Here is a 26,404-nt window from a genome sequence, read left to right as displayed (position 1 = left end):
AAAAAATAATTGTACAAGAGTGATCCTTTCTTATCCTTAAGTTGTACAAACATAAAAATATGTATAACTAAGGAACAGCGTTATGACGATCAAACTGGGAGTGAGTGCTTGTGTTATTGGCGATCAAGTTCGTTTCGACAGTGGGCATAAGCGAAGTCATTTTGTGGCAAGCGAACTCGAACCCTTTGTAGAGTTTGTTCCTGTCTGCCCTGAAGTTGGCATTGGTCTGCCAGTACCAAGGCCTACCATTCGTCTGTTGGATCGCGGTGAACCTATCGGTGTGCGGTTGGTGGAAACCAAAGATGCAGATGCTGACCATACAGCGAAGATGGTAGATTTCAGCAAGAAAAAAGCCGAACACCTCGCGGGGATGGAGCTGTGCGGTTACGTTGTTTGTGCAAAATCCCCAACCTGTGGCATGGAACGCGTCAAGGTATACCGTGAGAATGGTTATGTGGCTTCTGAAAAGATTGGGGTAGGGCTTTACACCCAACAATTGATAGAACGCATGCCTTGGTTGCCTATCGAGGAAGATGGTCGACTTAATGACCCTGTGCTTCGTGAAAACTTTGTTTTCCGTATCTTTGCCCTTCGGGACTTCTACGACTCGATGGCTGATGGACTCTCCCGCCGAGCAATTGTTGAATTCCATTCACGCTACAAACTGGTTTTGATGGCGCACTCGCCATCCGCCTACAAAGAACTGGGCAAGTTCGTCGCAGACATTGCCAACCACGATATTAATGATTTTTACGCTGAATACCGAACCCGCTTTATGCAAGCTATTACGCAACGTGCGACGCGCAAGAATAACACTAATGTGTTGATGCACCTGCAAGGTTATTTCAAACGCGCACTCGACAAGCAACAGAAAGCGGAACTGGCGGATCTCATTCATGCGTACCGCAGAGGCACCATGCCGTTGCTGGCGCCTCTTACTCTCATTAATCACCACTTGAACCAAAATCCGGATCCTTATCTGGCTCAACAGAGCTACCTGAATCCCTATCCGGATAGCTTGAGATTACGTTATGGACTCTAAAAAGAAATTGTTGTCTATCGGCGAAGTGTCTGAGCGTACCGGGGTGAATTCCGTCACCCTTCGTGCCTGGCAGCGTCGCTATGGCTTGGTCACCCCGCAACGCACCCCAAAAGGGCATCGCCTTTACTCTGAGCAGGATGTTCAACACATTCAGGAGATTTTGTCCTGGTTAGACAAAGGGGTACCAGTCAGCCAAGTGAAAGAGTTACTTGGGATAAACCAGAACCATGCCGAGAACGTCCAAAATTTGCCGGAATGGGATACGTTAAAAAATCTGGTGACCAATTTCGAAGTGAAAGCGTTGGAAGCCAGGCTTTATGAGCTCACCAAAAACTACCCCATTCAGGTATTGGAATCGAAGTTGTTCGAACCGTTAACCGATTGGTTTGACAAACAAACCTCTGAAGCCGGTGCCTTGTGCGCACAGATATGGCGTGCGCAACTGAACAACGTACTGGTTCACTGCTTGCATATGAACAAGAAAGTGAAGGGCAAACAGAAGTGTTGGATTGTCAGTGTTACGCGGGACCAAAGCTTCCGCTTTTACCTGAAAGCGCTGACGCTACAGTCTGGGGGTTACACTGTCACTACTCTTGGTGGTGTGGGTGCAGGGTTGTCCATTCTCGGAAAAAGCATGGTGGATAAAGGGGTTTCACGGTTTGTTATTCATTCCGATCAGGCCTTTACGCCCGCGATGAAAAGGGAAATTGCCGAATTAATGATGTCGGCTGACCTCCAGGTAGAAGTATCCGGTGAATGCACCAAGATTCACCCAGAACTCGCAATGGCAAGCATGGGCTTGGCCAATAGACCACATAACAGCATGTAGAGGGAGCGTAAGGATGAAGCTGGTTTGGTTTAGGAGAGACCTCCGAATAAAGGACAACATTGCGTTGACCGAGGCCTGCCGCAGTGGTGAGCCTGTGATTGCCATATACTTTGAAACGCCAATTCAGTGGCGTTCGCATCGCCTGGCTCCTATCCAGGCAGATTTAATCCGTCGGCGTTTAGTGGTGCTTCAACAGGAATTAGAAGCGCTGAATATCCCTTTGTTAGTGCGTTCGGTAGATAGCTATAAAGACATCAATTACTCCCTAGCGCAGTTGTGCCAGCAGTATCAAATTGCCGATATCTATTGCACGAGGGATTACGAATCCGACGAAGTCGATCGTGACAACTCTATTGCAGGTATGCTCAGCCTGACAGGAACCCAGCTTCACCGCTTCGATTATAAATGCATCTTTGCACCTGGCACGGTCACCAACGGTGCTGGCAACACCTATCGTGTATTTACCCCGTTCAAGAAGGCGTGGATTGCTAAAGCAAGAGGGGAAAACATAGCACCACTGAGTGCGCCAGAACCGGTGCAAACAAATGCGCTGACGTCCTCGCTTCTACGTCAGCCTTGTAATGTGTCTTTCAGGTATCCGCAAAGAGATTCTGTAGGCTGGCCGATTGATGATAGTGCCATCATTCAGCGTTTACGAGACTTCTGCCGCTATCGTGTGGATCAGTATGACACCACACGAGATTTCCCTGCTGTTCCTGCTACCAGTCAACTGTCTCCATACCTTGCGATTGGCGCACTATCGCCACGTCAATGCTTAGCACGATTGCTGGTGGAAGAGCAGAGCTGTTTTGATAAGGACTCAGGGGGCGCCAATGTTTGGCTGTCAGAATTGGTGTGGCGGGAGTTCTATCAGCACATCATTGCTGCATACACCGATATCAGTAAAGGCAAAGCGTTCCTCGATTGGACCGAAACCATCGAATGGAACCGCGATGAACTGCTGTTTGAACGATGGAAACAAGGCCGCACGGGTTTCCCTATTGTGGATGCCGCTATGCGCCAACTCAAAGACACAGGATGGATGCATAACCGCCTTCGTATGATCGTGGCGAGCTTCCTGGTTAAAGACCTTCATATAGATTGGCGTTGGGGTGAGCAGTATTTCATGTCCAAGCTGATTGATGGCGATTTTGCCGCAAATAACGGCGGTTGGCAGTGGTCTGCATCAGTAGGCACCGATGCCCAACCTTATTTTCGTGTGTTTAATCCCACTGCTCAAAGCAAGAAATTTGATCCTAATGTGCGTTTCATCCGTAGATGGTTGAAAGAACTAGAGTCTGTTCCAGACAAGTCGCTTCACGAACCCCATGTTTGGGCAGAGAAAAATGGTATTGAGCTCTCCTATCCGAAGCCGGTCGTTGACCACAAATTGGCAAGAGAGAGAGCCATACAAATGTTCGAGATGGCGAAGAGCTATCAGAACACGCACAGGGCAGAATCATGATGCAAACAGCAGCCACATCACAAAGCGACACGTTAGACAGATTCATCTCTGTCTACACATCGTTGCGCAAGGACAATCTGAACTCTTTGGATGAGATTTATAGCGAAGATGTTGTGTTTGAAGACCCCGCTCACCGCATCGAGGGGTACGACAATCTTTCACGGTATTTCGAATCCATGTACACCAATGTCACTGACTGTCGATTTGATATTCATGACCATGCCGTAAATGGTGACGTCGCTTTCATCAGCTGGACCATGACTTTATCTCACCCAAAGCTGGAAGGCGGTGCTGAGCGCGCAGTGAAAGGATGCACGCGGCTGGTATTGAAAGAAGGGCGTGTGGTTGTGCACCGCGACTATTTCGATTTGGGTGAAATGCTTTACGAAGCGCTACCTGTACTTGGCTCTGCTGTCAAAATGATCAAAAAGAGACTGGGCCAATGAAACGTGTACTCATTACAGGGGCAACATCAGGCATTGGTTTGCAACTCGCGAAAGATTACTCCGCTGATGGCTGGGATGTAACAGCGTGTGGCAGAAACGTGATTGCTTTGCTTTCCTGGTCGAAAGGGTGTGACAACGTCACTATTTTGAGTTTTGACGCCACAGACTCCGAGGCCACTAAACAGGCGTTAATGCAAAACGAAAAGCCTTTTGACCTCATTATTCTGAATGCCGGAACCTGTGAGTACATTGACCACGGCGAAATTGACGTGACGCTGTTTAGACGCGTTTTCGATATCAACCTATTTGGCGTCTTGAACTGTATAGAAGCGCTTCAGAGTAGGTTTCAACAAGGTACCCATTTAGCTCTGATGGGCTCAACCGCTGCGTATCTTGGTCTTCCCAGAGCGGAAGCATACGGCGCATCCAAAGCGGCAATTTCCTATTTGGCTCGCTCTTTATCTGTGGACTTAGAGAATAAAGGGGTGACGGTGTCACTTATCTCTCCGGGTTTTGTGAAAACACCGCTCACCGACAAAAACGACTTCGCTATGCCGATGCTGGTGACGCCTGAAGAAGCATCAGAATCCATTCGTCATGGGCTGGCCAAAAAGAAAGTAGAAGTGCACTTTCCTAAGAGGTTCAGCTACTTCTTAAAATTTCTATCTTCACTGCCAATGGCAATGCAACTCGCGCTGGTAAGAAAAATAACAAGGAAAGCATAATGAAAATTGCAATTATCGGCTCAGGCATTTCTGGCCTGACGTGTGCGCACTACCTGCATAAACAACATGACGTCACGCTGTTTGAATACAACGACTACATTGGCGGGCACACCGCAACAGTAGATGTCGAAGTCGCCAGCGGTCAGTACGCCATTGATACCGGCTTTATCGTTTTTAACGATCGTACCTACCCTAATTTTCAGCGCCTGATGGCCGATATCGGCATTGGTGCGCAAGAAACCGAAATGAGCTTCAGCGTCCACAATGACGATAATGGCCTCGAATACAACGGCCATAGTGTCGCTTCACTATTTGCTCAGAAACGTAATCTTTTTAACCCGCAGTTCTACAAGTTCATCTCTGAAATTCTACGGTTCAACAGAGAGGCGCGTGAAGCCTATGCGGTATCGACCCATGGTGATCCGCTGATTGAGCAGACGCTGGGAGACTTTCTGACCCGTCGCCAATTCAGTGAGTACTTTTGCCAGAATTACATCCTACCAATGGGTGCGGCGATCTGGTCATCGACGCTGTCTGACATGCGAGCTTTCCCACTGAAGTTTTTCCTTCGTTTTTTTGCCAACCACGGCTTGCTGGAAGTGGCAAACCGTCCGCAGTGGTATGTCATCCCAGGTGGCTCGCGCGAGTACGTTCGTAAGATGGTACCTGCTTTTGAAGAAAGCATTCGTCTCAATGCCCGCGTAAAACAGGTTATTCGATACCCTGATCATGTCGTTGTTGAGTCAGAAAAGGGTGAAGAGTACTTCGATAAAGTCATTTTCGCCTGCCACAGTGATCAGGCGCTTGCACTTCTGGCTGACCCAAGCAAATACGAAAAAGAGGTGCTTGGAGACATCGATTACCAGGACAATGATGTTGTTCTGCATACCGATGAAAAAATGCTGCCAGAACGTAAAGCTGCATGGGCGAGCTGGAACTATCACCTTGGCAAGAATGACGGACGCGAATCCCGCGCCGCTGCGCTGACCTACAACATGAATATCCTTCAGGGCATCAAGTCTCCTGAAACCTTCTGCGTGACGCTCAACCAAACCGATCACATCGACGAATCCAAGATCCTGAGAAGGTTCGTATATGCCCATCCGGTGTTTGACCAGAAATGTATCGCGGCACAGAAAAAACGCGAATTAGTTTCCGGTGTAAATAACACCTGGTTCTGCGGCGCATACTGGTACAACGGATTCCATGAAGATGGCGTTCGAAGTGCACTCGACGTTGTGGCAGGCATTAACATGAATGTTGAGCCAATGCCACTTCGGAGTGCGTCATGAGTGGTGACTCTCTCAGCGGCCTATTCGTCGGCAGTGTTCGTCACCGCCGATTTACGCCGGTAGAGCATGTATTTTCGTACCCGATGTTTATGCCCATGATTGATTTGGATGAAGTCGACTCGCTCACTAAATCGGTCAGGGGGTTCACAACCAAAAAATGGGGAATGGCGTCGTTTCACAGGCCTGACTACATGGAAGGTCGGGAGGATACGAAGAAAGCGGTTCAAGACAAAATCTACACGCTGACGGGGAAACGCTACAACGGCAAGGTATTAGCGCTTTGCCATCTCCGATACTTTGGCTTGTACTTCAGCCCAGTGAATTTCTATTACCTCTATGACGAGGAAGATCGTTGGACTTATATGCTTGCAGAAGTCAGCAATACGCCGTGGAACCAGCGACATTACTACGCGGTTCCTGCGGGTAGACATTGGGAGAACAATAAGGCATTTCACGTCTCTCCCTTTAACCCGATAGATCAAAAGTACGTTTGGAAGCTGCGTCCTGTTGGTAAAACAGCCTTTGTTCATCTCGAAACACATCGGGAAGGCCGGGAGTTTGACGCCACACTTGCCATGTCGAAGAAGCCATTCACTTCGTCTGAGCTCACCAAACTTATCGCAAAAACGCCCGTGATGACGATAAAGGTCGTGTTTTCGATCTACTGGCAAGCGCTAAAACTCTGGATAAAAGGCGCGCCGTTTTACGGACATCCTGAACAGGCAAAGGAGTAATTATGTATTCAAGCAATATCGAATCATCAGCCTGGCCAGTCACGAAGAAGGATACCTTCGCAAGAAGCATGTTGGTTTCCACGTTTGGCTACCTTGAAGGCGCTTCATTGACACTGGTCGATTTCGACGGGCAGACTCAAAAGCTGGGCGATCCTAATGCTGATCTTCATGCAGAAGTGATTATCCGCCACCCAGGATTTTACCGTCGTGTGCTGACAGGCGGCAGCATTGGCGCGGCTGAGGCATATATCGACGGTTGGTGGGATTCTCCCGATTTAACTGCTGTCATCCGTGCTGTGTGCAGAAACCTGCCGGCATTGGATCGACTCGAAAGCAAAGTGGGTTGGATTGCCAACATTGCAACCAAATTTGCGCACTGGAAAAACCGCAATACCAAAGAGAATTCGCGCTCCAATATCTCTGCGCATTACGATTTGGGCAACGATCTATATGAACGTTTCCTGGATCAGGAGATGCTTTATTCCAGCGGTATTTATGAAAGCGACACCGATACGCTCGAACGTGCGCAGTTCCTCAAAATGGATCGTTTGTGCCGACAGCTTAAACTGACGCCTTCTGACCACCTTTTAGAAATTGGCACCGGCTGGGGCGGTATGGCCATTCACGCGGCTAAACACTACGGTTGCCGCGTGACGACAACGACGATTTCCAACGAGCAATATGAATGGGCGAAAAGTTGTGTTGAGCAAGAAGGCCTAAGCGATCGGATCACGCTTCTAAAAGAAGATTATCGTGACTTGGAAGGGCAATACGACAAGCTCGTTTCTATTGAAATGATAGAAGCGGTTGGCAAACAGTTCCTGATGACCTACATCAAGAAGTGTGAATCTCTGTTAAAGCCAAACGGCCTGATGGCCATTCAGGCTATCACCATTGCTGATCAACGTTACGAGCACTACAGCAGCAATGTGGACTTTATTCAAAAACACATATTCCCAGGTGGTTTCCTGCCTTCCGTTAGCGTGTTGCTGGACCAATTTACCCGCCAGAGTGACCTTGTGGTGCGTGACTTGAAGGACATTGGCCTAGATTATGCCAAGACCCTTGAAGAGTGGCACCGGCGCTTCAACGACAACCTGACAGAGCTGGCCGAATTGGGTTATGACGAGCGTTTCGCCCGTTTGTGGCGTTATTACTTCTGTTACTGCGAAGGCGGATTCAGAGAGCGTACCATCAGCACTGTCCAGCTGGTGCTAAGCCGTCCTGATTGGCGCGAGTAGTTTTGATGTAAGTAAGGAGGAAGTATGCGAGTTGTCTTGATATCACTGGCGTTCAATGCTTATTGGTTCGCTGCTGTGCTGGGTCAAAACAGCATGCTTCCTTTCCTGGTGCTTGTCCTTATCGGTGCTGTGTTGCTCGATAGAGGCGTGTTGTTTGCGACGCCGCTTTTTACGCTGATCGGTGTGGCAGGCGACAGCGTATTAACCCACTTACAAGTGTTGAATTTCGACACCTCCTACATGCCTTTATGGCTTGGGCTCCTTTGGGCAGGATTTGGAACGTACATCTGGCTGGTTCGTGATTGGCTGATGGAAAAGCCGCTCTGGCTATTAGCCATTGTTGGTGCTGTCGGCGGTGCAGGGAGCTACTTAGGGGGAGAGCGCCTTGGAGCGGTTGAATTCTCAATGACGCTTGTAAACACTGCCCTTGTCCTTGCTGCTGCTTGGTTCATCTACAGTGTTGTTTTCCTTGTCATCTTAAAACGTCTTTCAGGGAAGGGGGAGGCATGTTCAAAATCACATCTTTCCATGACGGAAAAGTCGCTGGCCGAAAAAGAATAGCGGCACTTTTTTCTACGTTCGTCATAGCGTTCACGCTGTCTACACCAATCACAGCCAGCCCCACAGGTATGCAAACCTCAGAAGATTGGGCTTGGTGGAAACCTGTTGGCGCGGCATCTCTGACTTGGGGATTCTGGAAAATTTATGACAGCGAACTCCGCACGCCAAGTGGTCAGTTCGAACCCGCCAATGGTGATCCGCTAGCGCTTGTTATTACATACAGCCGCGACATTGATGCGGACGATCTTCTCGATGCAACAGTAGAACAGTGGGAACACCTTGGATTCAGTCAACAGCAGATTGAAGCATGGTTGCCGAACATGGAGGGTGTCTGGCCAGACGTCAAAGAGGGGGACAGACTGATCTATGTGCTTTCTCAGGACAAAGGCCAGTTTTTCTATCAACCCAAACAAGGAAAAGCTGAGCCAACAGGCACCCTGAACAATGCCAATCTCGCTAACGCTTTTTCCGCGATTTGGCTATCACCAGCCACTGCCTACCCATCACTTCGTCTAGCTTTAATTGGAGGAAATACTGAGTGAAGAAACTCATCGCTGCTTTTGCATTGATCACCGCATTGGTTGGCTGTTCTGCGTCTTTAGAAGATTACAAAGCGACAAGTCCCGCCTTTAATCTGTTTGAGTATTTTGAAGGAGAGACCTTGGCTTGGGGAATGGTGCAGGATTATACCGGCAAGCAAACCCGTCGTTTTGAAGTCAGCATTGTCGGCACCGTTGAAGGCAACAAGATCACCTTGGATGAAGACTTTATTTTTGATGATGGTGAAAAACAAAAACGGATATGGGCTATCACTCGGCTCGAAGACGGCAGCTACGAAGGCACGGCGGGTGATGTTGTGGGAATTGCGACGGGAAGTGAATCTGGCAATGCCCTGAACTGGGTTTACGATCTCAGTGTGGAAGTCGGCGACAGTACTTATGTGTTGACACTCGACGACTGGCTTTACCGTCAGGACGAAAAGCGAGCTTTCAACCTAACCTCAATGAAGAAGTTTGGTATTGAGGTAGGAAGGATCTCCATCTTCTTCGAGAAGCAGGATTAACCTGCTCCCCGCGCCATACTCACCACCCGCTGCACAATCCATCTCAGAAGCAGCGGGATATCATCTTCCAAATGTTCCTCCGTATATTCGATGATGGCTAATGCAGCATCGGGTTTGGCGTACTTTTTCAATGCACGCGCAATGATTTTCTTAGGAGCAATGTAGGTATTGCCCTCAATGTGTGCCATTTCCCGGAACAGCGGTTCGTATCCGTGGTTAAACAGGTAATGCTCGATGTCTCTGTCTGGAAGCACAGTCAGTCGGTGCTTTTCCTTTTCCCCGTCAAGTTTGCTCCGCGCGGTGTGGGCATATTTTTGGCCTGCCATGTCACCGTCTGCAATCACATGCCATTCCATGCCCAAAGCAATCGCAAGTTTTATCAGGGGTTTCAAGCCACTCTGTGCAAACTCTATCAGTTGGACACCTTCCGCCGCTAAGTCGTAGCCTTGAATGCGTGCCATCTCATTGAACAGCCAAACTTCTGTTTCACCTTCTACCAGAAGCCAACATCGAGCGAATAGGGCGCTTGGGCGGTGAAACCGGACATGGAAAGACACTCTACGTTCTTCGTCTTTGCTTAAACGATTCGGTGGTACTTGATGGGATTCTGTTTGTGTCGCGCCACGTTCCAAACGTCGAATACTGTTAAGTGGCACTGCAGACAGTAAATCACCACTGTTGGTGGTCAGGATTTTCTGCATTGGCATGATGCTGATAAGTCGCCACGCCTGATTAAGCAGGGTTGGATGTAGTCGGCTTTCCGGATCTTCGAAGATCACAATAGGACGGGCGTTGGCTTTGAGTTGTTTGGGCCCACGGGCACGAACAAAAGTACTTAGCAAGCCCATCAACAAAAGACGGCTGTGATTAGAGGTGTTATTCGCCACCATCTCGAGTGGATGCACGTAATTTGCACGCATGTTCAGGTGTCTGGAAGGTTCGATTTCCGCAGGTGAACGGTTGTGGCTGTCAAACGCAAAGTAATGGTCGAGCAAAGTTCTCATGGCCTTCAAGCCGCTGCGGACTTCGCCTTTGTTCACGTGACCGGGTTTCTGCTGCAGTCGTTTAACCGTATTTTCCAGCCGTTTTTCCAGCCTGGTTTTGTTGCCATTCAAATCAAGGTCGCTGTCGCGTAAACGACGTGCATCCTGAATACGGATAATAGGATGCAAAAGAATCAGCTTACGGGCGAGTGCTTCACTGTTTGGGGTCTCAATGACCTTTCCTTGCTCGTCGAGAAAGTCGCGGGAAATGGTGATCTTGCCGTCAACGTGAAGCGCATTGATGTGGAAGTCTAGCCGCCGAAGTCCGTTGTCGTCACTGCCGTTCCATACTTCATTGAACTGGCGGTAGCGGCGTGCTCTATGTTCACCGGAAAAGGTCTCAATCCAACGAAAAATGATCTGGATTTGGTTGGTTTGCGCGTTGCCAAGCGTATGGTCAATATGGAAATCAGAGCGGACAAATTCGTAATGCTCACCTGATGAGGGTAAACAAAGGGAAAGAGCGTCTAAGAGTGAACTTTTACCCCAAGCATTTTCGCCGATGAGCACGGTAAGCTCATCAAGACTTAAAGACAGGCGGCGAATGCCTCTGAAACCAGAAATCTCAATGCGGTCTAACTTCATAATCACCTCTTTATTAAGCCTAAGACACATAACGAGCGAGTGGAGGTGTGTGTTTCACGGTTTTACTGATGTAGAAGATTTTTCTGTTTTCTATCAGCTGATTGTGACACATTTGAAATAGTCATAATTTTTGGTGTATCCCGAAACGAATACAAAATGGCTCTTATCGGGTCATATAAAGACCTAAGCCCGAAACAACATCAAAAATGGCTTTGGAACTAGAACAAGGAACGAATTAACCCATGCTATCTTTCGAAGCTCTTCAAGTACTGGATGCAATCGACCGCAAGGGAAGCTTTGCGGCTGCAGCTGACTCTCTTAATCGCGCGCCTTCCTCTTTAAGTTATCAGGTTCAAAAGCTCGAACAGGAGCTGGATTTGGTGATTTTCGACCGCTCCGGTCACAAAGCGATTTTCACCGATGCAGGGAAATTGCTGCTTGAAAGAGGCAGGATCCTGATGAATGCCGCCGATGAATTGGTGGCGGATGCTAAGTCTCTGGCTCATGGTTGGGAGTTGGATATCACCATTGCTTTTGATGGTTTGCTCACTGCGAGACACTTTTTCCCGCTGGTGGATAAGTTGGGTAGAGAGGCCAGCACGCGTGTTCGTTTGCAGGAAGAAATCCTCGCTGGCGCCTGGGAATCTCTGGAAGAGGACCGCACGGATATTCTCATTAGCCCAAAACCGCCTGCTGCGCCTCCAGGTATTAAAATGCAGGAAATCGGCTTTTCAGATGGCTATTGGGTAGCGGCAGCGAATCATCCTATTCACCGTCATTCCAATCCGTATGATGCGGATGTTCGTCGTCTTTATCGCAGCATTTCTGTTGCTGATTCTGCGCGAAATGCCAAGACGTATACCTTCAATATTCTGGATGAACAACCACGCCTAACGGTTTCTTCGATGACAGAGAAATACCACGCTATTCTGGACGGTTATGGTATCGGAACCATGCCAGACTGGTGGGTGAATAAAGATATTGAAGAAGGGCGCTTAAAAGTCATCAAAGGCAGCGAGCCTTACAAGCTCTATTGGGTAATGGCTTGGAAGCGCAACCGTATGGGGAATGCGAAGAGCTGGATGATCCGCGAAATTCCGCGATTACTAAAAGTGATTCAGCCAATCCCGTCAGAGAAAGTAGGATAAACAGGACTCGCGGTTTTCTTTCACATCAATGGAAATCGCCTTTAAATCACTGCATGGAGCACCTCATGATCAGACACTTGCTGTTGGTAAAATTCAAACCGACTTCTAATGAAGCCGATCACGAAGAAATCCGGGAAGAGTTTATGTCTATGCCCGAACGTGTTGAAGGCGTCGTCTCTGTTGAGTGGGGGGAGAATGACAGCCCAGAAGGGAAAAACGAAGGTTACACCCATGTTGTCTTCATGACCTTTGCTAATGAAGAAGGGCGACAGAATTATTTGTTTCACCCTGAGCACGAGGCGTTGAAAGAAGTGTTTGTTCCGCACATTGAAGACATCATTGTGGTGGATTACACCTTACCTGCCTGAGATCGACGATTGAGATAACGAAAAGCCGCATTATGCGGCTTTTTTGGGTTTTGACTGCTTGTTCCGGAATTGCTTACAGCGCCATGTCCATCTCGACGATGCCGTCTTGCAATTGCACGTCAATCTCAAAGCCCACTTTCTGAGCCAGTGCGATCATCCCGGAGTTTGATGGCATGGTCATACCGTTGAAACGTTTGATGCCACTCACCCGACCATAGGTGATCACCTTCTCCATCAAAATACGGCCTAGGCCCATTCCTTTAAGATCAGAACGAACCAACACGGCAAACTCAGCATCTGTATGGTCTGGATTAGCGAGCGCCCGGACAACGCCCAGAATTTCATCGCTTCCATCATCCAAACGGTGAACGGCGACAAAGGCCATCTCACGGTCGTAATCAATTTGCGTCAGATTCGCCAAGGCTTCGTGGTTCAACTCGCCAACATCAGAGAAAAAACGCTTGTAGAGATCTTCAACGGAGACATGCTCGATGAAAGACTTATGGTTAGGTTCGTCTTCGGGAAGAATAGGACGTAGCAGTATAGCTCGGCCGTCTTTCAGTTCGGCACGTTCTTCCAGTTCTTTCGGGTATGGGCGAATCGCCAGTCGGGTGCTGCCATCGCCATCAAAAGGGCTCAGCTTGATAGAAGCATCCAACACAGTGAAGCTGTCGCCGGTCACGAGCAGTGGGTGGATATCCAGTTCAGTGATTTCAGGAAAATCAATCAAAACCTGTGACAGTGTCACGAGAAAATGACAAAGCGCATTCACATCTAAATTGTACGGATGGCCACGTTGGCGTAGCTTTCCACTTTTAATGGCACCGATGACCAAATACCTTGCAAGCGCCATGTTGAGTGGTGGAATGGCTACGGCTGCATCTCGGTTTACATCCCACTCGGAACCGCCTTCACCCAATAGAATCACTGGGCCAAAAACAGGGTCATGACGAACGCAAACGCGAAGTTCCTGTGAGCCCGCGCGGTTAGCCATGCTTTGGATTTGCAGGCCTTCAATTCTTGCCGTTGGGTAGGTCATGCTGACTCGGTTCAACATTAGCTGTGCTGCATTAGCCACTTCGGTGGCATTGTTTAAATCCAGCATCACGCCATTTACATCGGACTTATGAGCGATGTCAGGTGAACGAAGTTTAACCGCGACAGGATAACCGACCTGTTCCGTGATTTGCGCGGCTTCAGCAGCATCAGATGCCAACCAGGTTGCCATCACATTAATACCGTATTTTGAAAGGAAAGGACGGGCTTCATGGGTGGTTAAGGTGCGCAGATTTTCTTCCAGTGCCTGCTCAATAAGCGCTTTCCCACCTTCAACGTCATAATCTATTTGGCCGATAGAGGTTGGCGTTTCCATTAATTGCTTCTGGTTTCGCCTGTATTCAACCAAGTGCATGAATGCGGTAACAGCACTTTCTGGTGTGCGGTAAGCCGGGAAGCCTGCGTGGGCGAAAGCGAGTCTGGCTACGGTGGCATCATCACTTTCACCTTGCCAGTTAGTGAGAATATTGAAGCGCTTTGCACGTTGAGATTTTTTCAGCATGTCTGCCAGTGCTTTTGCCGTTTTTAAGCCAGGCGCAGTCACAGAGGGAGAATGAAGAATCAGCAGTGCATCGGCTTCATCACTCTCTAATAGAATCTCAGTGACTTTCTTGTAGCGTTCTGTGTCGGCATCACCCACGATATCGACAGGGTTACACTGAGACCAACTTGCAGGAAGGATGGCATCCAATTTGGCTTTGGTTTCTTCACTCAGTACAGCCAGTTTGCCACCCATTTCCAACAAGGTATCAACGGCCATCACCGCAGGGCCGCCTCCGTTGGAAATAATCGCTAATCGCTCACCACGCAGTGGTACAGAGTGCGAAAGGGTTTCTACTGCCGCAAACAATTCGTGTGTGGTGCGCACTCGCAGCATACCGGAACGTCGAATGGCAGCGTCGTATGCGCCATCGAGCCCAATTTCATTCTCCTGCAAGTGAGGAAGAAGCGATGCACCTTCAGGCGTACGCCCACTTTTTAGAACCAAAACACGACGGTTACGGGAAGCCGCTCTTGCAGCGGAGATAAAGGCGCGGGCATCTTGAATATTGTCGATATACAAAAGAATGGCGTCAGTTTTACTTTCGCGGCTCAGATAATCGAGCAGTTCGGGAAAGTCGATGTCACTGGCTTCCCCTAAAGAAATAAACGTAGAAAAGCCGATCCGGCGGTTACGCGCCCAATCCAAAATGGTGGTGCATACTGCAGCTGACTGTGAAACAAACGCGATATTCCCGCGGTTAGCAGGTATGGGAGAGAACGACGCGTTCAGATTCAACCAAGGCAGGATCAATCCGAGGCTATTCGGGCCAATCACCCGCATCGCGTATTGAGAGGCGATGTCTCTCATCACTTCAAATTCGCTACGACCGTCTTCTGCTTTGGTCTTTTTCATGCCGGCAGCCAGAATAATAGCCACCTTCACGCCTTTTTCGCCTAACTGGCGAATGAGTTCGCTGTTGCGAGAAGCCTGTGTGCAGAGAATGGCGAGATCAGGGACCAGAGGCAGAGCTTCAATGGTTGGATAAGCAAGGATCCCCGCCACAGCCTGATATTTGGGGGTAACTGGCATGATTGGCCCTTGGAAAGCGCCTGACTGTAAGTTGCGAATAATCACGTTACCTGCGCGTCCCTGTGTGTCAGAAGCGCCGATAACGGCAATTGATTTTGGTTTAAACAGCGTATCCAGGCTGGTCATTTTGCTCTCCGACTTGGTAACCCATAGACAGTTTACTGTTTTTCACGGCACGATGATTCAATCGGTTAGCGTGGCTGTGATCCGTAACTAAAAGCATCGCGTGATTGCCCACAAAGGCAAAATGATGTGTGACATGTGGCAGATACTTATCAGAGTGCGCTTGGTTTAAGTTGAATGAATGGCGGGGTGGGTACAGAATAAAGGCAGTGGCTCCTAAAAGTAGAATATTCATGAAGAAAATCCTTTCGATCGCTTTCACACTTGTGCTTGCTGGTTGTGCTGGTGGAACCAGTACCACACAGATTTTGACCCAGTCTTCGGAAGAAGAAGTTATGCCAGTGACTGACACCATGGCACCGGCTTCAAAACCAGAAATGACGAAACCTATGCCAAAACCGGTTGCAGCTGAGAAACCTAAAGCGCCAGCGCCAAAACCTGTTATGACGGCTCAGAAGAAACCTAAACCGGCTCCAAAGCCGGTGAAAAAACCTGCTGCAGCGTCAACCACGTACACCATTCAAGTGATTGCACTGAGTCATAACAAAGGCTTTAGTGAGTACATGAACAAATTGCCTTCCGATAAGCCGGTCTGGTCAAATAAAAAGATGGTTGATGGCTTACCGTGGTACACCTTGCTTTATGGCGAATTTAATTCGAAATCTGAGGCACAAAATGCGTTAAAGGCACTGCCGAATGATATCAAGCAATATGGGCCGTTTATCCGTTCATTTGCTTCGATTAAATCGTCTGCGAACCCTGAAGTTAAGCGTTTGAACTGAATGGCGGTATCGGAATAGTGATTCACAAAAAAGAGAGCTAATGCTCTCTTTTTTGTCGCCTTTAAAAAGTAATCGAGACAAAACGTTGGCTTCTCAGCCGGTGGTCGACGGGTTTTTGCGCGATCACGCAAAAATTGTCAGTTATTTGCGTTTGATTGAGTGAAAGCGCGAATGTGTTTGGGTATTGTAGTTGCCTCACGGATTGTGCGATTGGATTTGTTATCCCTGAACGAATTATCAGGGCGAAGTAGGAATGGTCATGAAACCAACTCAAGTATTGTTGCTGTGTGGTGGCGGTAGCGCTGAACATGAAGTATCGATGGTGTCAGCAAACTATCTGGAATCTGAATTAAAAAAGCTGCCATCCGTTTCAGTTATTCGCGTTGAAATCACCAAAGAGGAAGGCTGGAAAGACGGCCAAGGACAAGATTGCCGACTGAATCTTGATAAAACCCTCAAAGTGGGTGATGAGATCATTAATATTGATTATGCCGTCCCTTGTATTCACGGCTTTCCTGGCGAAACAGGAGATATCCAGTCCTTGTTTGAGCTTGCAGGTGTGCCATACATGGGCTGCGATTCGTCAGCCAGCAACGTCTGCTTCAATAAGATCACTTCAAAATTGTGGTTTGATGCGATTGGCATACCCAATACTCCCTATGTTTTCCTGACGGACAACAACGAAGAAAGTATTGAAAAAGCGGAAGAGGCTTTTGAGCGCTGGGGTGCGATATTTGTTAAAGCTGCGTGTCAGGGCTCTTCTGTTGGTTGCTATAAAGTGACGGATAAAAAAGCCGTGCGAGAATCTGTCGAAGGCGCATTTGGCTACTCCAATCAAGTACTGGTTGAGAAAGCCGTTCGTCCACGAGAATTGGAAATTGCGGCGTACCACTATAACGGTGAAGTCGTTGTCACGCGTCCAGGTGAGATTGCTTGTCCTGAAGACACTTTCTATACCTATGACGAGAAATACAGCGCGGGAAGCCATAGCCAAACGACCGTAGAGCCAGAAAATCTAACGGAAGATCAGGTTGAGAAAATGCGCGAATACGCTGAGAAAGCGTTTGTTCACCTGAAGCTCAAAGATTTGTCGCGTATCGATTTCTTCCTGACGCCTGAGGGTGAGGTGCTATTGAACGAAATCAACACCTTCCCTGGTATGACGCCGATTTCAATGTTCCCTAAACTTGTCGAGCACAATGGTCATGCCTTCTCAGAGTATCTGGCAAGTTGCATTCGCTCAGGCGTTAACGTCGGCTAGAGCTAACTGCTCCTAATCCTTATCGAGCTTACGTTTAAACTTATCCATTGCCTCGTCACGAGCTTGCTTATTTCCCACATATTGAGCTGGCATGGCGGGGCTTTTCCATCTTCCCTGTTGTTGGATCTCTTTGATAGTCAGACCTGAATCTGACAAGTCCTGACTCGCGCCAACCCGTGGTGATTGACCCGAAAACGTCAATGTACCTTGAACACCTAACTCTTCGGCTGCACGCCTGAAAACACGGTAAATCGATGAGTGATCCATGGGTGCATCACCAAGCTGTTGGTGTTTATTGATTCGGCGCAGCAATGGGCCTTCCGATATCGCCGTCATTTCAAACCATTGTTCAATCAAAGCCGAAGCTTCCAAAGAAAGCTCCATGACGCTATCTGAAATGCGGAGCGTATAACCGAGGTCGGTTTTCTCAATGTCGTCGTATTGGATAGCAGCCAGTTCGCTCCGTTTTAACATGCATTCGAAGCATAGGGTCCAAATGAGTAAGTCCCGGATATCTTTGAGCCGATCACTGTTGCTAAGTCTTGAATGTAGTGATTGAAGATGATGGTAATGAAAAGCGTTGGCTTGACCGGCTTCGTCTGCTTTCTCTCGGTAAAGTTTATTGAGTGTGAAGCGCACTTCTCTATGACGAGTTGGATCAGAAAGGGCATGGATACGATGCAACATCGAAATCGTAATGATATAGCGCTTAATGCTGGATGCTTTACGCGTTGTGGCTTTGCTCTCCACAAAGCGACGAACTGCAGTGACGGCAGCGGGCAGGGGGGAAACATTTACCTCTCGGCAATATTCAATAAATACCTGCCAATCGTTTTGAAAACTGAGTAGTGAATTCTTGCTATACAACCCGAGTGTCAAAGCTTGCCAAGCTTCTAAAGGCACATCTCCTTGTTTAAATAGGGAGATGCTGTTTTTGGCTGTTACCGGGTCAGAAATAGGGTCTATTTTTTTCACTTTAATGCACTATAACTTAAATTTGTTAATTCGATTATTCCATTTGTAAGGCGATATGGAAAGCGCGACTGATCACATAAACTCATGAAGAATTGTCAGTATTTCTAGTCTAACAAAAGTCAGAAATTTGGTTGTTAACGTTATTTTGGTCTAATTTACATAGTGATACGTGGTTTGTTTCATATCATTCTTTAATTTGTATCCAAGACGGGTTCTACAAGGAGGTAGCAAGCGCTTGGATTTTGCTCCAAGAGTAGAGAGTCGATGAGAAAGCGCTTATATCATCGTGGATACAACATCGAGCTGGCTGATGAAAAGACACAACAATACAGTGCCCGTTTAGGTGGCAAGCGTGTGACCGGTACTTTGCTGGGTGTTAAACAGTCTATTGATTGGTGGTGTGAAACCAACGTTGTTTGTATGCCGGATGAATTCGAAAAACGAGAATTCAATGCGCCTAAAGAGAAGAAGACGGAAGAGTACAAAGGCATTCAAATCATGATTGACAGCCCAGAAGATGAAAAGGGCTGGTACATGATGGTCAGGGGAAAACTCTTGAAAGGGTCTCTTCCTGCGTTGAAAAATTTTATCGACAAAAAGCTCGTTACCAAGACTTAATGCTTTTGTTGCCAACCATTTATCGAATCGTGTTTAAGACGATAAATCTTAGGCAGATATCACGTTAATTGTCGAACTATCCATTCTTTTTCATTAAAATCGCCCCGATAACAAATTTATACTCAATTTTCTTCTAACTGCCTGATCCTTGGCGGTTAAGTCAATGGGTAAGTAATCCATAGAACAGGTAGCGAATGAAAAAGCGATATTCTCATCGTGGTCATACTATTGAATGTAAGGACGATGTTTATACGTCAATTGTCGCAGGAAGAACGGTATCCGGAACGATGCTGGGCGTAAAACAGTGCATTGACTGGTGGTGCGACACGAGGATTTTCCGAAAACCCTCTGAATTTGGGCGACAGACTTTTCGCTCTGCTCAGGGGCCTTCAACGGAAATGTACAAAGGCATTCAGATTATGAGTGACGATAAACAACCAGGGCTTTGGTACATACTGGTTCGTGGGCAGCTTCTCAAAGGCCCTTTACCGAAGATTAAACAGTTTATCGACCAAAATGCGCTTTCACGCTAATTCCGTCGTTAACGTATTCTGATAGCGCCAGTTTTGATAGCATTGGCGCTATCAACAAGCGTCAAAGAGTGAAATATGAGAGACGATAACAGCCGCCTGGTGTATTCAACCGATTCCGGGCGTATTAAGGAAGAAAAGCAGGCGCCAGTTCGTGAAAAAGGCGACGGTATCGTTCGGATTCAGCGTCAAACCAAAGGCCGCAAGGGCAAAGGGGTTTGTCTGGTGACGGGGTTGGAGATTGATGATGCCGCACTGAAATTGGTCGCCGCTGAGCTAAAGAAAGTTTGTGGTTGTGGCGGTGCCGTAAAAGATGGCGTGATTGAAATTCAAGGTGATAAGCGTGACCAAATCAAAGCGTATCTTGAGAAGAAAGGTCACACAGTCAAACTGGCTGGCGGTTAATTTTCCTTCCAGAAAGACATAAAAAAAGAGATGCCAAATGGCATCTCTTTTTTGTTATGCAAGAGGGGTTGTTCGATTAGCCTTTGTAGCGTTGGATAGCACCGCTTTCCAGACGCGCCAGGTAATCGTTCATGTCCGCTTTGATTTCTGGAACCAGACGGTACAGACCGACGATGTTAACCAGAGCCATTGCGAAGATCATTGCATCAGAGAAGTCGATAACTGGACCCAGGTTCATCGATGCACCGATAACAACGAAGACGCAGAACATGACCTTGAAAATCATTTCAGCACGCTTGCTCTCGCCGAACAGGTAAGTCCAAGCTTTCAGGCCGTAGTAAGACCAAGAAATCATGGTAGAGAACGCAAACAACACTACTGCGATAGCCAGAATGTATGGGAACCATGAGATTGATGCTTCAAATGCTGCTGAAGTCAGTGCAACACCGCTCAGCTCCTGACCTTCATACAACTGGCCGGTAATGATAATAACCAGAGCAGTCATGGTACAGATAACAACGGTATCGATGAACGGTTCCAGCAGAGATACGAAACCTTCAGACATGTGTTCTTTGGTTTTTACTGCTGAGTGAGCGATTGCCGCAGAACCAACACCCGCTTCGTTCGAGAACGCGGCTCGTTTGAAGCCCTGAATCATGGCACCGATAACACCACCTGCGACACCTTCACCAGTGAATGCACCGTTGAAGATTGCGCCGAATGCTGCACCTACTTGGTCGATGTGCATCAGGATGATAATCAGAGCTGCACCAACGTAAACAATCGCCATGAAAGGAACGACTTTCTCAGTCACTTTCGCGATTGACTTGATACCACCGATGATTACTACACCAACGATAACCGCCATGATAAGACCAAACAACCAGCCTTTATCCGCGAAGAAAGACATGTCGCCACCGGTAACGCCAACAACTTGTTTGAACGCCTGGTTAGCCTGGAACATGTTACCGCCACCCAAAGCACCGCCGACCGCACAAACTGAGAATAAAACGGCGAGGGTACGACCAAATGCTGGGTTACCTTTGTTAGCCAGACCTTTGCTCAGGTAGTACATAGGACCACCGGAAACAGAACCATCTGGGTTAGTGTTACGGTATTTTACACCAAGCGCACACTCTACAAACTTGGTAGACATACCGAGCAGACCCGCAAGGATCATCCAGAAGGTTGCACCTGCACCACCGATAGAGATTGCCACAGCAACACCAGCGATGTTACCAAGACCAACCGTACCGGAGAGTGCTGTTGCAAGGGCCTGAAAGTGCGAGACCTCACCTGGCTCTTTAGGGTCTGTGTAGTCACCTTTAACAAGGCGGATTGCATGGGTGAATCCACGAACGTTAATAAAGCCCAGATACAGCGTAAAGATGACAGCGGCAACAACCAGCCACATTACGATCCATGGCGCTTCAGCATCTAGAAAGGGGAGTGGAACAGAGGAGAAGATCATACCCACGAATGGGTTTACAATTGGAGCGACTATTTCATTGATTGCTTCATCGATCCCTGCCGCAGAGGCTGAGCTCGCAAACAACGAAAGTCCAGCAGTCGTCATTATACGTTTCATTACCGAGTCCTTTTCTTTTTTATATAGCTTCATACTTACCGCAATATGCTGTGTTACATGATTGTTAACAAACATTGCGCTGCGGATTATTTCACGTATAAACATATTTGCAATATATTTCGACCCCTCGATTTTGCATTTTTTATAACAAGATAAAGCGCTCACACTTTTCTAACTTCACTCCCCTTTGATAATTTATTCCGCGAATTTTGTTCGATAGAAAATAATGCCGACAGGTGGTGTATAAATAACTGTGCAAATATAGTTTTTGCTTTCTTTAATTCATTCAGATGCCTGCAAGCGCTTTCTCGTGGGGCATTCATTGCACCGCTGTAAAGCAAGCTGATAAAGGTTGTTGTTAACAGATGAATTTAAATAACTATTTCATCAATCCTTAAATATGGCATGTGAAGCAATATTGAGAACCAATTAAATTGGTAAGAAATTAACACTGGAATTAGAAAAGTATTAAGCCGCAAATATTCTGGTCATTCTTATGTATGAAACAAACTAAATTCCTAGTAAATGTTTAGGCGAAGTAAAATAGGATGGTGAGATTGGATGGTTTTTAATCGTTCGAATCTGATAATTAGTGATAGGTATCACATTAAGAATATCTATCCGATTAAGTTGGTTTTTTAAGCATAATTAGTCATTTTATTATCCTATTCAGTCATGCTGTGGTTAGCTAAGTTCACTGCTTCACCAACGCTGATCTTCCTGTCGATTGTCGTGGGTACGATAGCGTCTGATGTGGTGATGCAGAAACAATCCGAGTCGAGTCGGGTGCTTTTAACAAAGTACTTGGAAGTGCTGCCGTCTATTTCTTTGGAAATGGTTAAAGCACAAAGTGCACTGGAAGCATCTGATGGCACAGTACTCGTTCCCCAACAAGTGAATATGCTTGAAGATACGCTCGCCAAGTTGCTCACTAGCCAATACTCAACTTTCGAACACCGAAGACTTGCCATGAAAATTGAGATCCTTCGTGCCAGCCGAATGACCAGCGATGAGTATGAAAGAGAGCTTCACCGTATTGGTGATGATGGCTGTGAGCCAAATACCCAATTAGTCAATCAAATTGCTAAGCTTGAACCACTGACACTTAGACCTCAGTATCAGGTTACCCTTTGTTATCTTAACAGTGATGGTACAACCATGACGTCCAGTGCTTCATCCTTAGACTTGAGCGCAAGTGAAGAGCTGGAGCCATAGCAGCCTATCGTATTTGACCATGTTGCCAATTCTCATTGAATCAATGTTGAGTAATTTGGAAGGTGTTCAACAAAGCGCTGCTGCACATCCAAATACGTTTTTCTATAGATATCATCAATCTTATCTGCGGCTGGGAAGAGAGCTGAAAATCCCGGGTGCTTCAGGTCTATCGTCATTTCCGCCGCCCGCTGCATATGAGCGATAAAAACTCGCGGGTCTTCTAAACCCACTGCAATACGCAGTGTTGTCGGTTTAATACCTGCTTCATTCAGAGCTTCTTTGGAAAGTTCTGAATGTGTTGTCATCGCAGGGCACAATGCAACTGTGTTGGTCTGTCCAAGGCTGACCTGCATACCAATGGCAGGTTCAAGCATGTCAAAAAATTGCTTAAATGCGGTTTGTTCAATGGCTTTGCGGTCAGCTTTGCCTTCCATGTCGATAGTGAACAAGGAAGCCGGTAATCCCAGGCGCATTTGAGATTGCATTAACGCATAGTTTGGGCTTTCAGGCAGAGCAGGGCATGACACGTTGATATCGGGGTGAAGTGCGAATATGCGCGCCAGAGACAGGGTGTTGATGGCTTTCTGCAGTACACGTAATTCAAACGTCTTCATCCCATTAAGAACCTCAAATGCTTTGTCAGCATCGAGGAACGCGCCTTTGATGTAATAAACGTTCCAGAACAGAGTGTTATTCCAGTTAACTTCACGCTCCTTTCCACTTGGTGTTTTGCATGTGACGCTGTCACCTTTCGGGATAAACATATCCTCATTCCGGCCAATCACAACACCTGCTGTTGTGCTTCCAGAACCCGCCAATTCCTTCGTGTACGAATGAATGACGAAGTCCGGACGTTCCATCGGATCACTTCTTTTCAACACAGGGTGGAGGAAGGGCGTGCCCACTGTGGTGTCCACCATGATGGTCCAATCACGTTCATGGGCCGCTCGGCTGATGCCAGCAACATCGAGAACGAAACCGTGAGGGTTGCAAGGACTCTCGAGATACACATAGATCTTACGGCCAGCTTTTATTCTGTCCGCATATTTCTTTTCTGCTGCATCCATGGCTTTAGCGAAGGTCACTTCATCGTAGCCATCCACCCATTCTATCGCCACGTCCAGATTAGAGGACTTGCGATACCAGTCTTGGAGTAGTTGGTAACTGCCGCCATAAATATTTCGCGAGGCCAGCACGATATCTTCGCGTCCAAGCAGGTGACTTAACAAACCATCAATTGCTGCCATCCCTGAGTTAAAGTTCCAAGCGAGATATTGGTCTGCCATGTCACCGGCTTCGATATCGACGATGTGATTCGCCAGCGCTATCGATGTTGGGTTCAGCAATCGGGAATAGATTTCGTGCAGGGGCTCCCTGCCATTAAAGGCATCTTCTACCCATTCAGTACAGGCAAATAAATAAGTCGCAGTACGTGTGATTACAGGTGCTGCAGAAAAAATAGCCGCCACATTATCAAAAATAGGGTAAGCGCCTTTAGCAGCGAAATGCCCGTTTTTGGTTGCGATGGACTTGTAGGTTGCGCGCATTGGGTTCTGTAGGTTGTCGAGAATTTTTGCTAACTGAAAAGACAGAAACCGTTTAGCGTTAAACCATGCAATACGATCGTTTCTGTCTAAATCATTCAGCCCATCCAACGTAATGGCCCAAAGATCGTGTGTATGATGATTCGCTGTGTATAAGGTGGTGGCAAGTGAGACCAGCGCTTGACCGAAATCTGACTTCGTATCTATGCCGAAGTGTTTTGCCTGCTCGGTGGCTAAAGATGCCGCATCTTCCAGCTTTGTCGTATTTCGTAAAGGACTGAGTTGAGTTGCTTTATTCATCGCTAATCCCCTTAACTACAGGTCGTTTAGGTATATAAGGATCACATTAGCCAAAGCAGCGATAAGGATGATTGCGAAATCCCTCCTATAATTGTTAACAAATGGCAGATCCTGCCAATACTAGAGTTTTTAGCGCTAGTTATGGAGGTTATAACAGGGTATGGAGCATAATCTTGACAGCATCGACAAGAAGATTTTGGACGAACTCCAAAAAGAAGGGCGCCTGACCAACCAAGAGCTATCAGACCGTGTTTCTTTGTCCCCATCGCCTTGTTTACGTCGTGTTAGAACACTGGAGAAAAAGGGGATAATTACTGGCTATCATGCCCACATTGATCAAGAAAAATGTGGGCTACCCATTAATGTCTTTGTATTGGTTAAACTCGAAAAACCGACCGAAGATAATATGGTCAAATTTGAGTCGTTGATCGAACAAATGGATGAGGTATTGGAGTGCTTTCTGATGACAGGCACTCACGACTACCTACTTCATGTCGTCAGTGAATCACTCAAAACATATGAGCGGTTTATTCGCAGAGAGTTGACCCGTCTTCCCAATATTGCAGCCATTGAATCCAGTTTTGCTTTCGGGCAGGTCAAAAAGCGTTCCCGTTTACCCATCTAACCGTTGTCGTTTTAATTCTTGCTTGAACAAATCGAGAAGGGCTTTGGCTCCTTGTGTCAGACGCCTTCCTGGCCAACTGGCAAAAATATAGATATCAGGCATGACAACATGATCAATTTTCTCCAATCGGCCTTTTTCCAGATAGGGTTTTGTGGGAAGGCCAGTGAATAGAGTGGCTCCTAGTCCGTCATATGCCATTTGCTGTGCGGCTATGGCATTGTCAGACGCTGCAACCGTTTTTAGCTTAAGCATAGTGTCCGTGCTTCTTAGCTTCATCTCTTTAGTTTCCGGCAAACGAAGCAAGCGAATAAAAGGAGCGCCTTCTGGATACATACCGTCGTGGATGTTCTGAATGATCTCAGGAGAAGCAGCCAGGAAAGGACGAGTTTTCATGATCACATCTTCATGACTATCTGCTTGGCCTTGAAGTTTTCCCACACGAATAGCCAAATCGATGTCTGCTTCAGACATATCCATGACCTGATCAGAAGCAAACAATTTCACTTCCACATTCGGGTATTCCTTATTGAAGCTTGATATAACGCCCGGCATCAGATGGGTGCCAATATCCACGGGCGTGGTAATAGACAACACCGAAGGAATGGCGTCAGGATCGATATCCTCGTTCACAGTGTCGAGTAAGGTGTAAACCAAGTGGTGATAGCGTTCATACGCTCGTTGGCCAGCATTAGTGAGTTTCATTTGTCTGCTTTCGCGGTGGAACAACTGAACATTCCAAATCTCTTCTAAATATTTGAGAGATTCACTAATCCTTGACGGCGCAATTCCCAACGCTTCTCCAGCATGCGTGACAGATTGGTTCGACACGACTGCTAAAAAGTGGGAGATGGGCTTTATCATTGACAGAGATTTCTTAAAAGACGTCATGCTTCACCTAACTTTCCAGAATCCGTAATGATTTATACAAATATCACTGTTTACGATATCAACTTGAGTGAGCACACTATAAGCGCAATGTGAATATGCCTTGTATTAATTGTGGTTATTATATATTCCCGCAGCAATGTTAAGGTTAGTTCAATGCAACTGCGTAACTCCGCTACAGAGCTACCCCTCTTGCTCATGTAGCTAATCAAATTAGTACCTTTTTGCCAACTTGCGGCTTATAAAATGTAAGCCGCATTCTTTTTCAAGCAAGCGCTTGCACAGAAAAATATACTTAAATTCAATTACCTTAGGCTGTCATCTTTTGGACTTCATATATTCTTTTGCCTTTCTCTACGACAAGTGGCGCTTTACAATACGA

At 47.1% G+C, this 26,404-nt stretch carries 26 protein-coding genes and 1 pseudogene; 20 read left to right on the top strand and 7 right to left on the bottom strand.

Translation table 11 applies throughout. From position 1 onward, the window contains the following. The first annotated feature begins 82 nt into the window (after positions 1–82). From QL223_RS03880 to QL223_RS03830, 11 genes are read left to right on the top strand one after another with little or no spacing between them, the layout of a single operon-like run. Positions 83–1,042 (top strand): DUF523 and DUF1722 domain-containing protein, encoded by a 960-nt coding sequence (locus tag QL223_RS03880; protein ID WP_002535818.1) that lies wholly within the window; start codon positions 83–85, stop codon positions 1,040–1,042. After that, the gene (locus QL223_RS03875) at positions 1,032–1,871 is read left to right on the top strand and encodes a MerR family transcriptional regulator (RefSeq protein ID WP_281543967.1); all 840 of its coding nucleotides are present in this window, start codon (positions 1,032–1,034) and stop codon (positions 1,869–1,871) included. The genes QL223_RS03880 and QL223_RS03875 overlap by 11 nt, the downstream gene beginning before the upstream one ends. A gap of 13 nt (positions 1,872–1,884) precedes the next feature. After that, the gene (phrB, locus tag QL223_RS03870; protein WP_281543966.1) at positions 1,885–3,336 is read left to right on the top strand and encodes a deoxyribodipyrimidine photo-lyase; all 1,452 of its coding nucleotides are present in this window, start codon (positions 1,885–1,887) and stop codon (positions 3,334–3,336) included. Next, on the top strand, positions 3,333–3,782 hold the full coding sequence (locus QL223_RS03865) for a nuclear transport factor 2 family protein (protein WP_046303377.1): 450 nt from the start codon (positions 3,333–3,335) through the stop codon (positions 3,780–3,782). Before phrB ends, QL223_RS03865 begins: the two co-directional genes overlap by 4 nt. Beyond that, entirely contained in the window at positions 3,779–4,507 is a 729-nt protein-coding gene (locus tag QL223_RS03860; protein WP_281543965.1) for an SDR family NAD(P)-dependent oxidoreductase, read from the top strand. The genes QL223_RS03865 and QL223_RS03860 overlap by 4 nt, the downstream gene beginning before the upstream one ends. Further along, a complete protein-coding gene (locus QL223_RS03855) occupies positions 4,507–5,799 on the top strand; it encodes an FAD-dependent oxidoreductase (RefSeq protein ID WP_281543964.1) in 1,293 nt (430 codons plus the stop codon). The genes QL223_RS03860 and QL223_RS03855 overlap by 1 nt, the downstream gene beginning before the upstream one ends. Next, positions 5,796–6,533, top strand: coding sequence for a DUF1365 family protein (locus QL223_RS03850; RefSeq protein WP_281543963.1), 738 nt, complete (start codon positions 5,796–5,798; stop codon positions 6,531–6,533). Before QL223_RS03855 ends, QL223_RS03850 begins: the two co-directional genes overlap by 4 nt. A gap of 2 nt (positions 6,534–6,535) precedes the next feature. Then, positions 6,536–7,774, top strand: coding sequence for a cyclopropane-fatty-acyl-phospholipid synthase family protein (locus QL223_RS03845; protein ID WP_281543962.1), 1,239 nt, complete (start codon positions 6,536–6,538; stop codon positions 7,772–7,774). A 24-nt stretch (positions 7,775–7,798) separates the two neighbouring features. Beyond that, a complete protein-coding gene (locus QL223_RS03840) occupies positions 7,799–8,335 on the top strand; it encodes a DUF2878 domain-containing protein (protein WP_281543961.1) in 537 nt (178 codons plus the stop codon). After that, the gene (locus QL223_RS03835) at positions 8,281–8,877 is read left to right on the top strand and encodes a chalcone isomerase family protein (protein ID WP_281543960.1); all 597 of its coding nucleotides are present in this window, start codon (positions 8,281–8,283) and stop codon (positions 8,875–8,877) included. Before QL223_RS03840 ends, QL223_RS03835 begins: the two co-directional genes overlap by 55 nt. Next, a complete protein-coding gene (locus QL223_RS03830) occupies positions 8,874–9,398 on the top strand; it encodes a DUF3833 domain-containing protein (protein ID WP_002535829.1) in 525 nt (174 codons plus the stop codon). Before QL223_RS03835 ends, QL223_RS03830 begins: the two co-directional genes overlap by 4 nt. Here QL223_RS03830 and QL223_RS03825 read toward each other — a convergent pair. Further along, on the bottom strand, positions 9,395–11,026 hold the full coding sequence (locus tag QL223_RS03825; RefSeq protein WP_002535830.1) for a DUF2813 domain-containing protein: 1,632 nt from the start codon (positions 11,024–11,026) through the stop codon (positions 9,395–9,397). The genes QL223_RS03830 and QL223_RS03825 overlap by 4 nt on opposite strands. A gap of 242 nt (positions 11,027–11,268) precedes the next feature. Here QL223_RS03825 and QL223_RS03820 point away from each other — a divergent pair, with 242 nt between their 5' ends. Together QL223_RS03820 and QL223_RS03815 are read left to right on the top strand one after the other, a co-directional pair. Further along, positions 11,269–12,174 carry a LysR family transcriptional regulator gene (locus QL223_RS03820; RefSeq protein WP_002535831.1) on the top strand — a complete coding sequence of 302 codons (906 nt, stop codon included), beginning with the start codon at positions 11,269–11,271 and terminating at the stop codon, positions 12,172–12,174. A 65-nt stretch (positions 12,175–12,239) separates the two neighbouring features. Continuing rightward, a complete protein-coding gene (locus tag QL223_RS03815) occupies positions 12,240–12,542 on the top strand; it encodes a Dabb family protein (protein ID WP_002535832.1) in 303 nt (100 codons plus the stop codon). Positions 12,543–12,615: 73 nt separating this feature from the next. Here the strand turns inward: QL223_RS03815 and QL223_RS03810 are convergent, their stop codons facing one another. Both QL223_RS03810 and QL223_RS03805 read right to left on the bottom strand, forming a co-directional pair. Then, positions 12,616–15,297, bottom strand: a complete 2,682-nt coding sequence (locus tag QL223_RS03810) for a bifunctional acetate--CoA ligase family protein/GNAT family N-acetyltransferase (protein ID WP_281543959.1) — start codon at positions 15,295–15,297, stop codon at positions 12,616–12,618. Next, a complete protein-coding gene (locus QL223_RS03805) occupies positions 15,272–15,529 on the bottom strand; it encodes a hypothetical protein (protein ID WP_281543958.1) in 258 nt (85 codons plus the stop codon). The genes QL223_RS03810 and QL223_RS03805 overlap by 26 nt, the downstream gene beginning before the upstream one ends. On the opposite strand from QL223_RS03805, the gene QL223_RS03800 reads away from it, so the two are divergent. Continuing rightward, a complete protein-coding gene (locus QL223_RS03800; protein ID WP_002535834.1) occupies positions 15,528–16,076 on the top strand; it encodes an SPOR domain-containing protein in 549 nt (182 codons plus the stop codon). The genes QL223_RS03805 and QL223_RS03800 overlap by 2 nt on opposite strands. A gap of 259 nt (positions 16,077–16,335) precedes the next feature. Beyond that, the gene (locus tag QL223_RS03795; protein WP_281543957.1) at positions 16,336–17,337 is read left to right on the top strand and encodes a D-alanine--D-alanine ligase; all 1,002 of its coding nucleotides are present in this window, start codon (positions 16,336–16,338) and stop codon (positions 17,335–17,337) included. Positions 17,338–17,349: 12 nt separating this feature from the next. On the opposite strand, the gene QL223_RS03790 is transcribed toward QL223_RS03795, so the two are convergent. After that, positions 17,350–18,312, bottom strand: coding sequence for a tyrosine-type recombinase/integrase (locus QL223_RS03790; protein ID WP_281543956.1), 963 nt, complete (start codon positions 18,310–18,312; stop codon positions 17,350–17,352). A 264-nt stretch (positions 18,313–18,576) separates the two neighbouring features. On the opposite strand from QL223_RS03790, the gene QL223_RS03785 reads away from it, so the two are divergent. From QL223_RS03785 to yciH, 3 genes and pseudogenes are all read left to right on the top strand, one after another. Next, on the top strand, positions 18,577–18,930 hold the full coding sequence (locus tag QL223_RS03785; protein WP_281543955.1) for a DUF3319 domain-containing protein: 354 nt from the start codon (positions 18,577–18,579) through the stop codon (positions 18,928–18,930). Between the two features lie 194 nt (positions 18,931–19,124). Continuing rightward, positions 19,125–19,346: pseudogene (locus tag QL223_RS03780) on the top strand (DUF3319 domain-containing protein); the annotation flags it as partial. 192 nt (positions 19,347–19,538) lie between these two features. Next, positions 19,539–19,865, top strand: coding sequence for a stress response translation initiation inhibitor YciH (yciH, locus tag QL223_RS03775; RefSeq protein WP_002535840.1), 327 nt, complete (start codon positions 19,539–19,541; stop codon positions 19,863–19,865). 76 nt (positions 19,866–19,941) lie between these two features. Here yciH and QL223_RS03770 read toward each other — a convergent pair whose 3' ends face one another. After that, on the bottom strand, positions 19,942–21,453 hold the full coding sequence (locus tag QL223_RS03770) for an alanine/glycine:cation symporter family protein (RefSeq protein ID WP_002535841.1): 1,512 nt from the start codon (positions 21,451–21,453) through the stop codon (positions 19,942–19,944). A gap of 675 nt (positions 21,454–22,128) precedes the next feature. Between QL223_RS03770 and QL223_RS03765 the strand changes: the two genes are divergently transcribed. Continuing rightward, positions 22,129–22,668: a hypothetical protein gene (locus QL223_RS03765; RefSeq protein WP_281543954.1), complete on the top strand. Its 540-nt coding sequence runs from the start codon at positions 22,129–22,131 to the stop codon at positions 22,666–22,668. A gap of 32 nt (positions 22,669–22,700) precedes the next feature. On the opposite strand, the gene QL223_RS03760 is transcribed toward QL223_RS03765, so the two are convergent. Further along, positions 22,701–24,512: a PLP-dependent transferase gene (locus QL223_RS03760; RefSeq protein ID WP_281543953.1), complete on the bottom strand. Its 1,812-nt coding sequence runs from the start codon at positions 24,510–24,512 to the stop codon at positions 22,701–22,703. 160 nt (positions 24,513–24,672) lie between these two features. On the opposite strand from QL223_RS03760, the gene QL223_RS03755 reads away from it, so the two are divergent. Further along, positions 24,673–25,137 (top strand): Lrp/AsnC family transcriptional regulator, encoded by a 465-nt coding sequence (locus tag QL223_RS03755; RefSeq protein WP_281543952.1) that lies wholly within the window; start codon positions 24,673–24,675, stop codon positions 25,135–25,137. Here the strand turns inward: QL223_RS03755 and QL223_RS03750 are convergent. Further along, the gene (locus tag QL223_RS03750) at positions 25,126–25,998 is read right to left on the bottom strand and encodes a LysR family transcriptional regulator (RefSeq protein ID WP_281543951.1); all 873 of its coding nucleotides are present in this window, start codon (positions 25,996–25,998) and stop codon (positions 25,126–25,128) included. The genes QL223_RS03755 and QL223_RS03750 overlap by 12 nt on opposite strands. Positions 25,999–26,404: the final 406 nt, after the last annotated feature.

Origin of the sequence: Grimontia sp. SpTr1 (assembly GCF_947387585.1) — a bacterium.
GTDB lineage: Bacteria > Pseudomonadota > Gammaproteobacteria > Enterobacterales > Vibrionaceae > Enterovibrio > Enterovibrio indicus.
The sequence above is the reverse complement of the archived record's forward strand: the minus strand, read 5'-3'. Positions and strand labels throughout refer to the sequence as shown.

Excerpts from the sequence above, each read along its gene's own strand:
- QL223_RS03815 (WP_002535832.1), top strand. The coding sequence starts at position 12,240 with ATGATCAGACACTTGCTGTTGGTAAAATTCAAACCGACTTCTAATGAA.
- phrB (WP_281543966.1), top strand. The coding sequence starts at position 1,885 with ATGAAGCTGGTTTGGTTTAGGAGAGACCTCCGAATAAAGGACAACATT.
- QL223_RS03770 (WP_002535841.1), bottom strand. The coding sequence starts at position 21,453 with ATGAAACGTATAATGACGACTGCTGGACTTTCGTTGTTTGCGAGCTCA.
- QL223_RS03835 (WP_281543960.1), top strand. The coding sequence starts at position 8,281 with ATGTTCAAAATCACATCTTTCCATGACGGAAAAGTCGCTGGCCGAAAA.
- QL223_RS03795 (WP_281543957.1), top strand. The coding sequence starts at position 16,336 with ATGAAACCAACTCAAGTATTGTTGCTGTGTGGTGGCGGTAGCGCTGAA.
- QL223_RS03785 (WP_281543955.1), top strand. The coding sequence starts at position 18,577 with ATGAGAAAGCGCTTATATCATCGTGGATACAACATCGAGCTGGCTGAT.
- QL223_RS03850 (WP_281543963.1), top strand. The coding sequence starts at position 5,796 with ATGAGTGGTGACTCTCTCAGCGGCCTATTCGTCGGCAGTGTTCGTCAC.
- QL223_RS03820 (WP_002535831.1), top strand. The coding sequence starts at position 11,269 with ATGCTATCTTTCGAAGCTCTTCAAGTACTGGATGCAATCGACCGCAAG.
- QL223_RS03800 (WP_002535834.1), top strand. The coding sequence starts at position 15,528 with ATGAAGAAAATCCTTTCGATCGCTTTCACACTTGTGCTTGCTGGTTGT.
- QL223_RS03750 (WP_281543951.1), bottom strand. The coding sequence starts at position 25,998 with ATGATAAAGCCCATCTCCCACTTTTTAGCAGTCGTGTCGAACCAATCT.
- QL223_RS03860 (WP_281543965.1), top strand. The coding sequence starts at position 3,779 with ATGAAACGTGTACTCATTACAGGGGCAACATCAGGCATTGGTTTGCAA.
- QL223_RS03805 (WP_281543958.1), bottom strand. The coding sequence starts at position 15,529 with ATGAATATTCTACTTTTAGGAGCCACTGCCTTTATTCTGTACCCACCC.
- yciH (WP_002535840.1), top strand. The coding sequence starts at position 19,539 with ATGAGAGACGATAACAGCCGCCTGGTGTATTCAACCGATTCCGGGCGT.
- QL223_RS03845 (WP_281543962.1), top strand. The coding sequence starts at position 6,536 with ATGTATTCAAGCAATATCGAATCATCAGCCTGGCCAGTCACGAAGAAG.
- QL223_RS03810 (WP_281543959.1), bottom strand. The coding sequence starts at position 15,297 with ATGACCAGCCTGGATACGCTGTTTAAACCAAAATCAATTGCCGTTATC.
- QL223_RS03825 (WP_002535830.1), bottom strand. The coding sequence starts at position 11,026 with ATGAAGTTAGACCGCATTGAGATTTCTGGTTTCAGAGGCATTCGCCGC.
- QL223_RS03865 (WP_046303377.1), top strand. The coding sequence starts at position 3,333 with ATGATGCAAACAGCAGCCACATCACAAAGCGACACGTTAGACAGATTC.
- QL223_RS03875 (WP_281543967.1), top strand. The coding sequence starts at position 1,032 with ATGGACTCTAAAAAGAAATTGTTGTCTATCGGCGAAGTGTCTGAGCGT.
- QL223_RS03760 (WP_281543953.1), bottom strand. The coding sequence starts at position 24,512 with ATGAATAAAGCAACTCAACTCAGTCCTTTACGAAATACGACAAAGCTG.
- QL223_RS03840 (WP_281543961.1), top strand. The coding sequence starts at position 7,799 with ATGCGAGTTGTCTTGATATCACTGGCGTTCAATGCTTATTGGTTCGCT.
- QL223_RS03855 (WP_281543964.1), top strand. The coding sequence starts at position 4,507 with ATGAAAATTGCAATTATCGGCTCAGGCATTTCTGGCCTGACGTGTGCG.
- QL223_RS03765 (WP_281543954.1), top strand. The coding sequence starts at position 22,129 with ATGCTGTGGTTAGCTAAGTTCACTGCTTCACCAACGCTGATCTTCCTG.
- QL223_RS03880 (WP_002535818.1), top strand. The coding sequence starts at position 83 with ATGACGATCAAACTGGGAGTGAGTGCTTGTGTTATTGGCGATCAAGTT.
- QL223_RS03755 (WP_281543952.1), top strand. The coding sequence starts at position 24,673 with ATGGAGCATAATCTTGACAGCATCGACAAGAAGATTTTGGACGAACTC.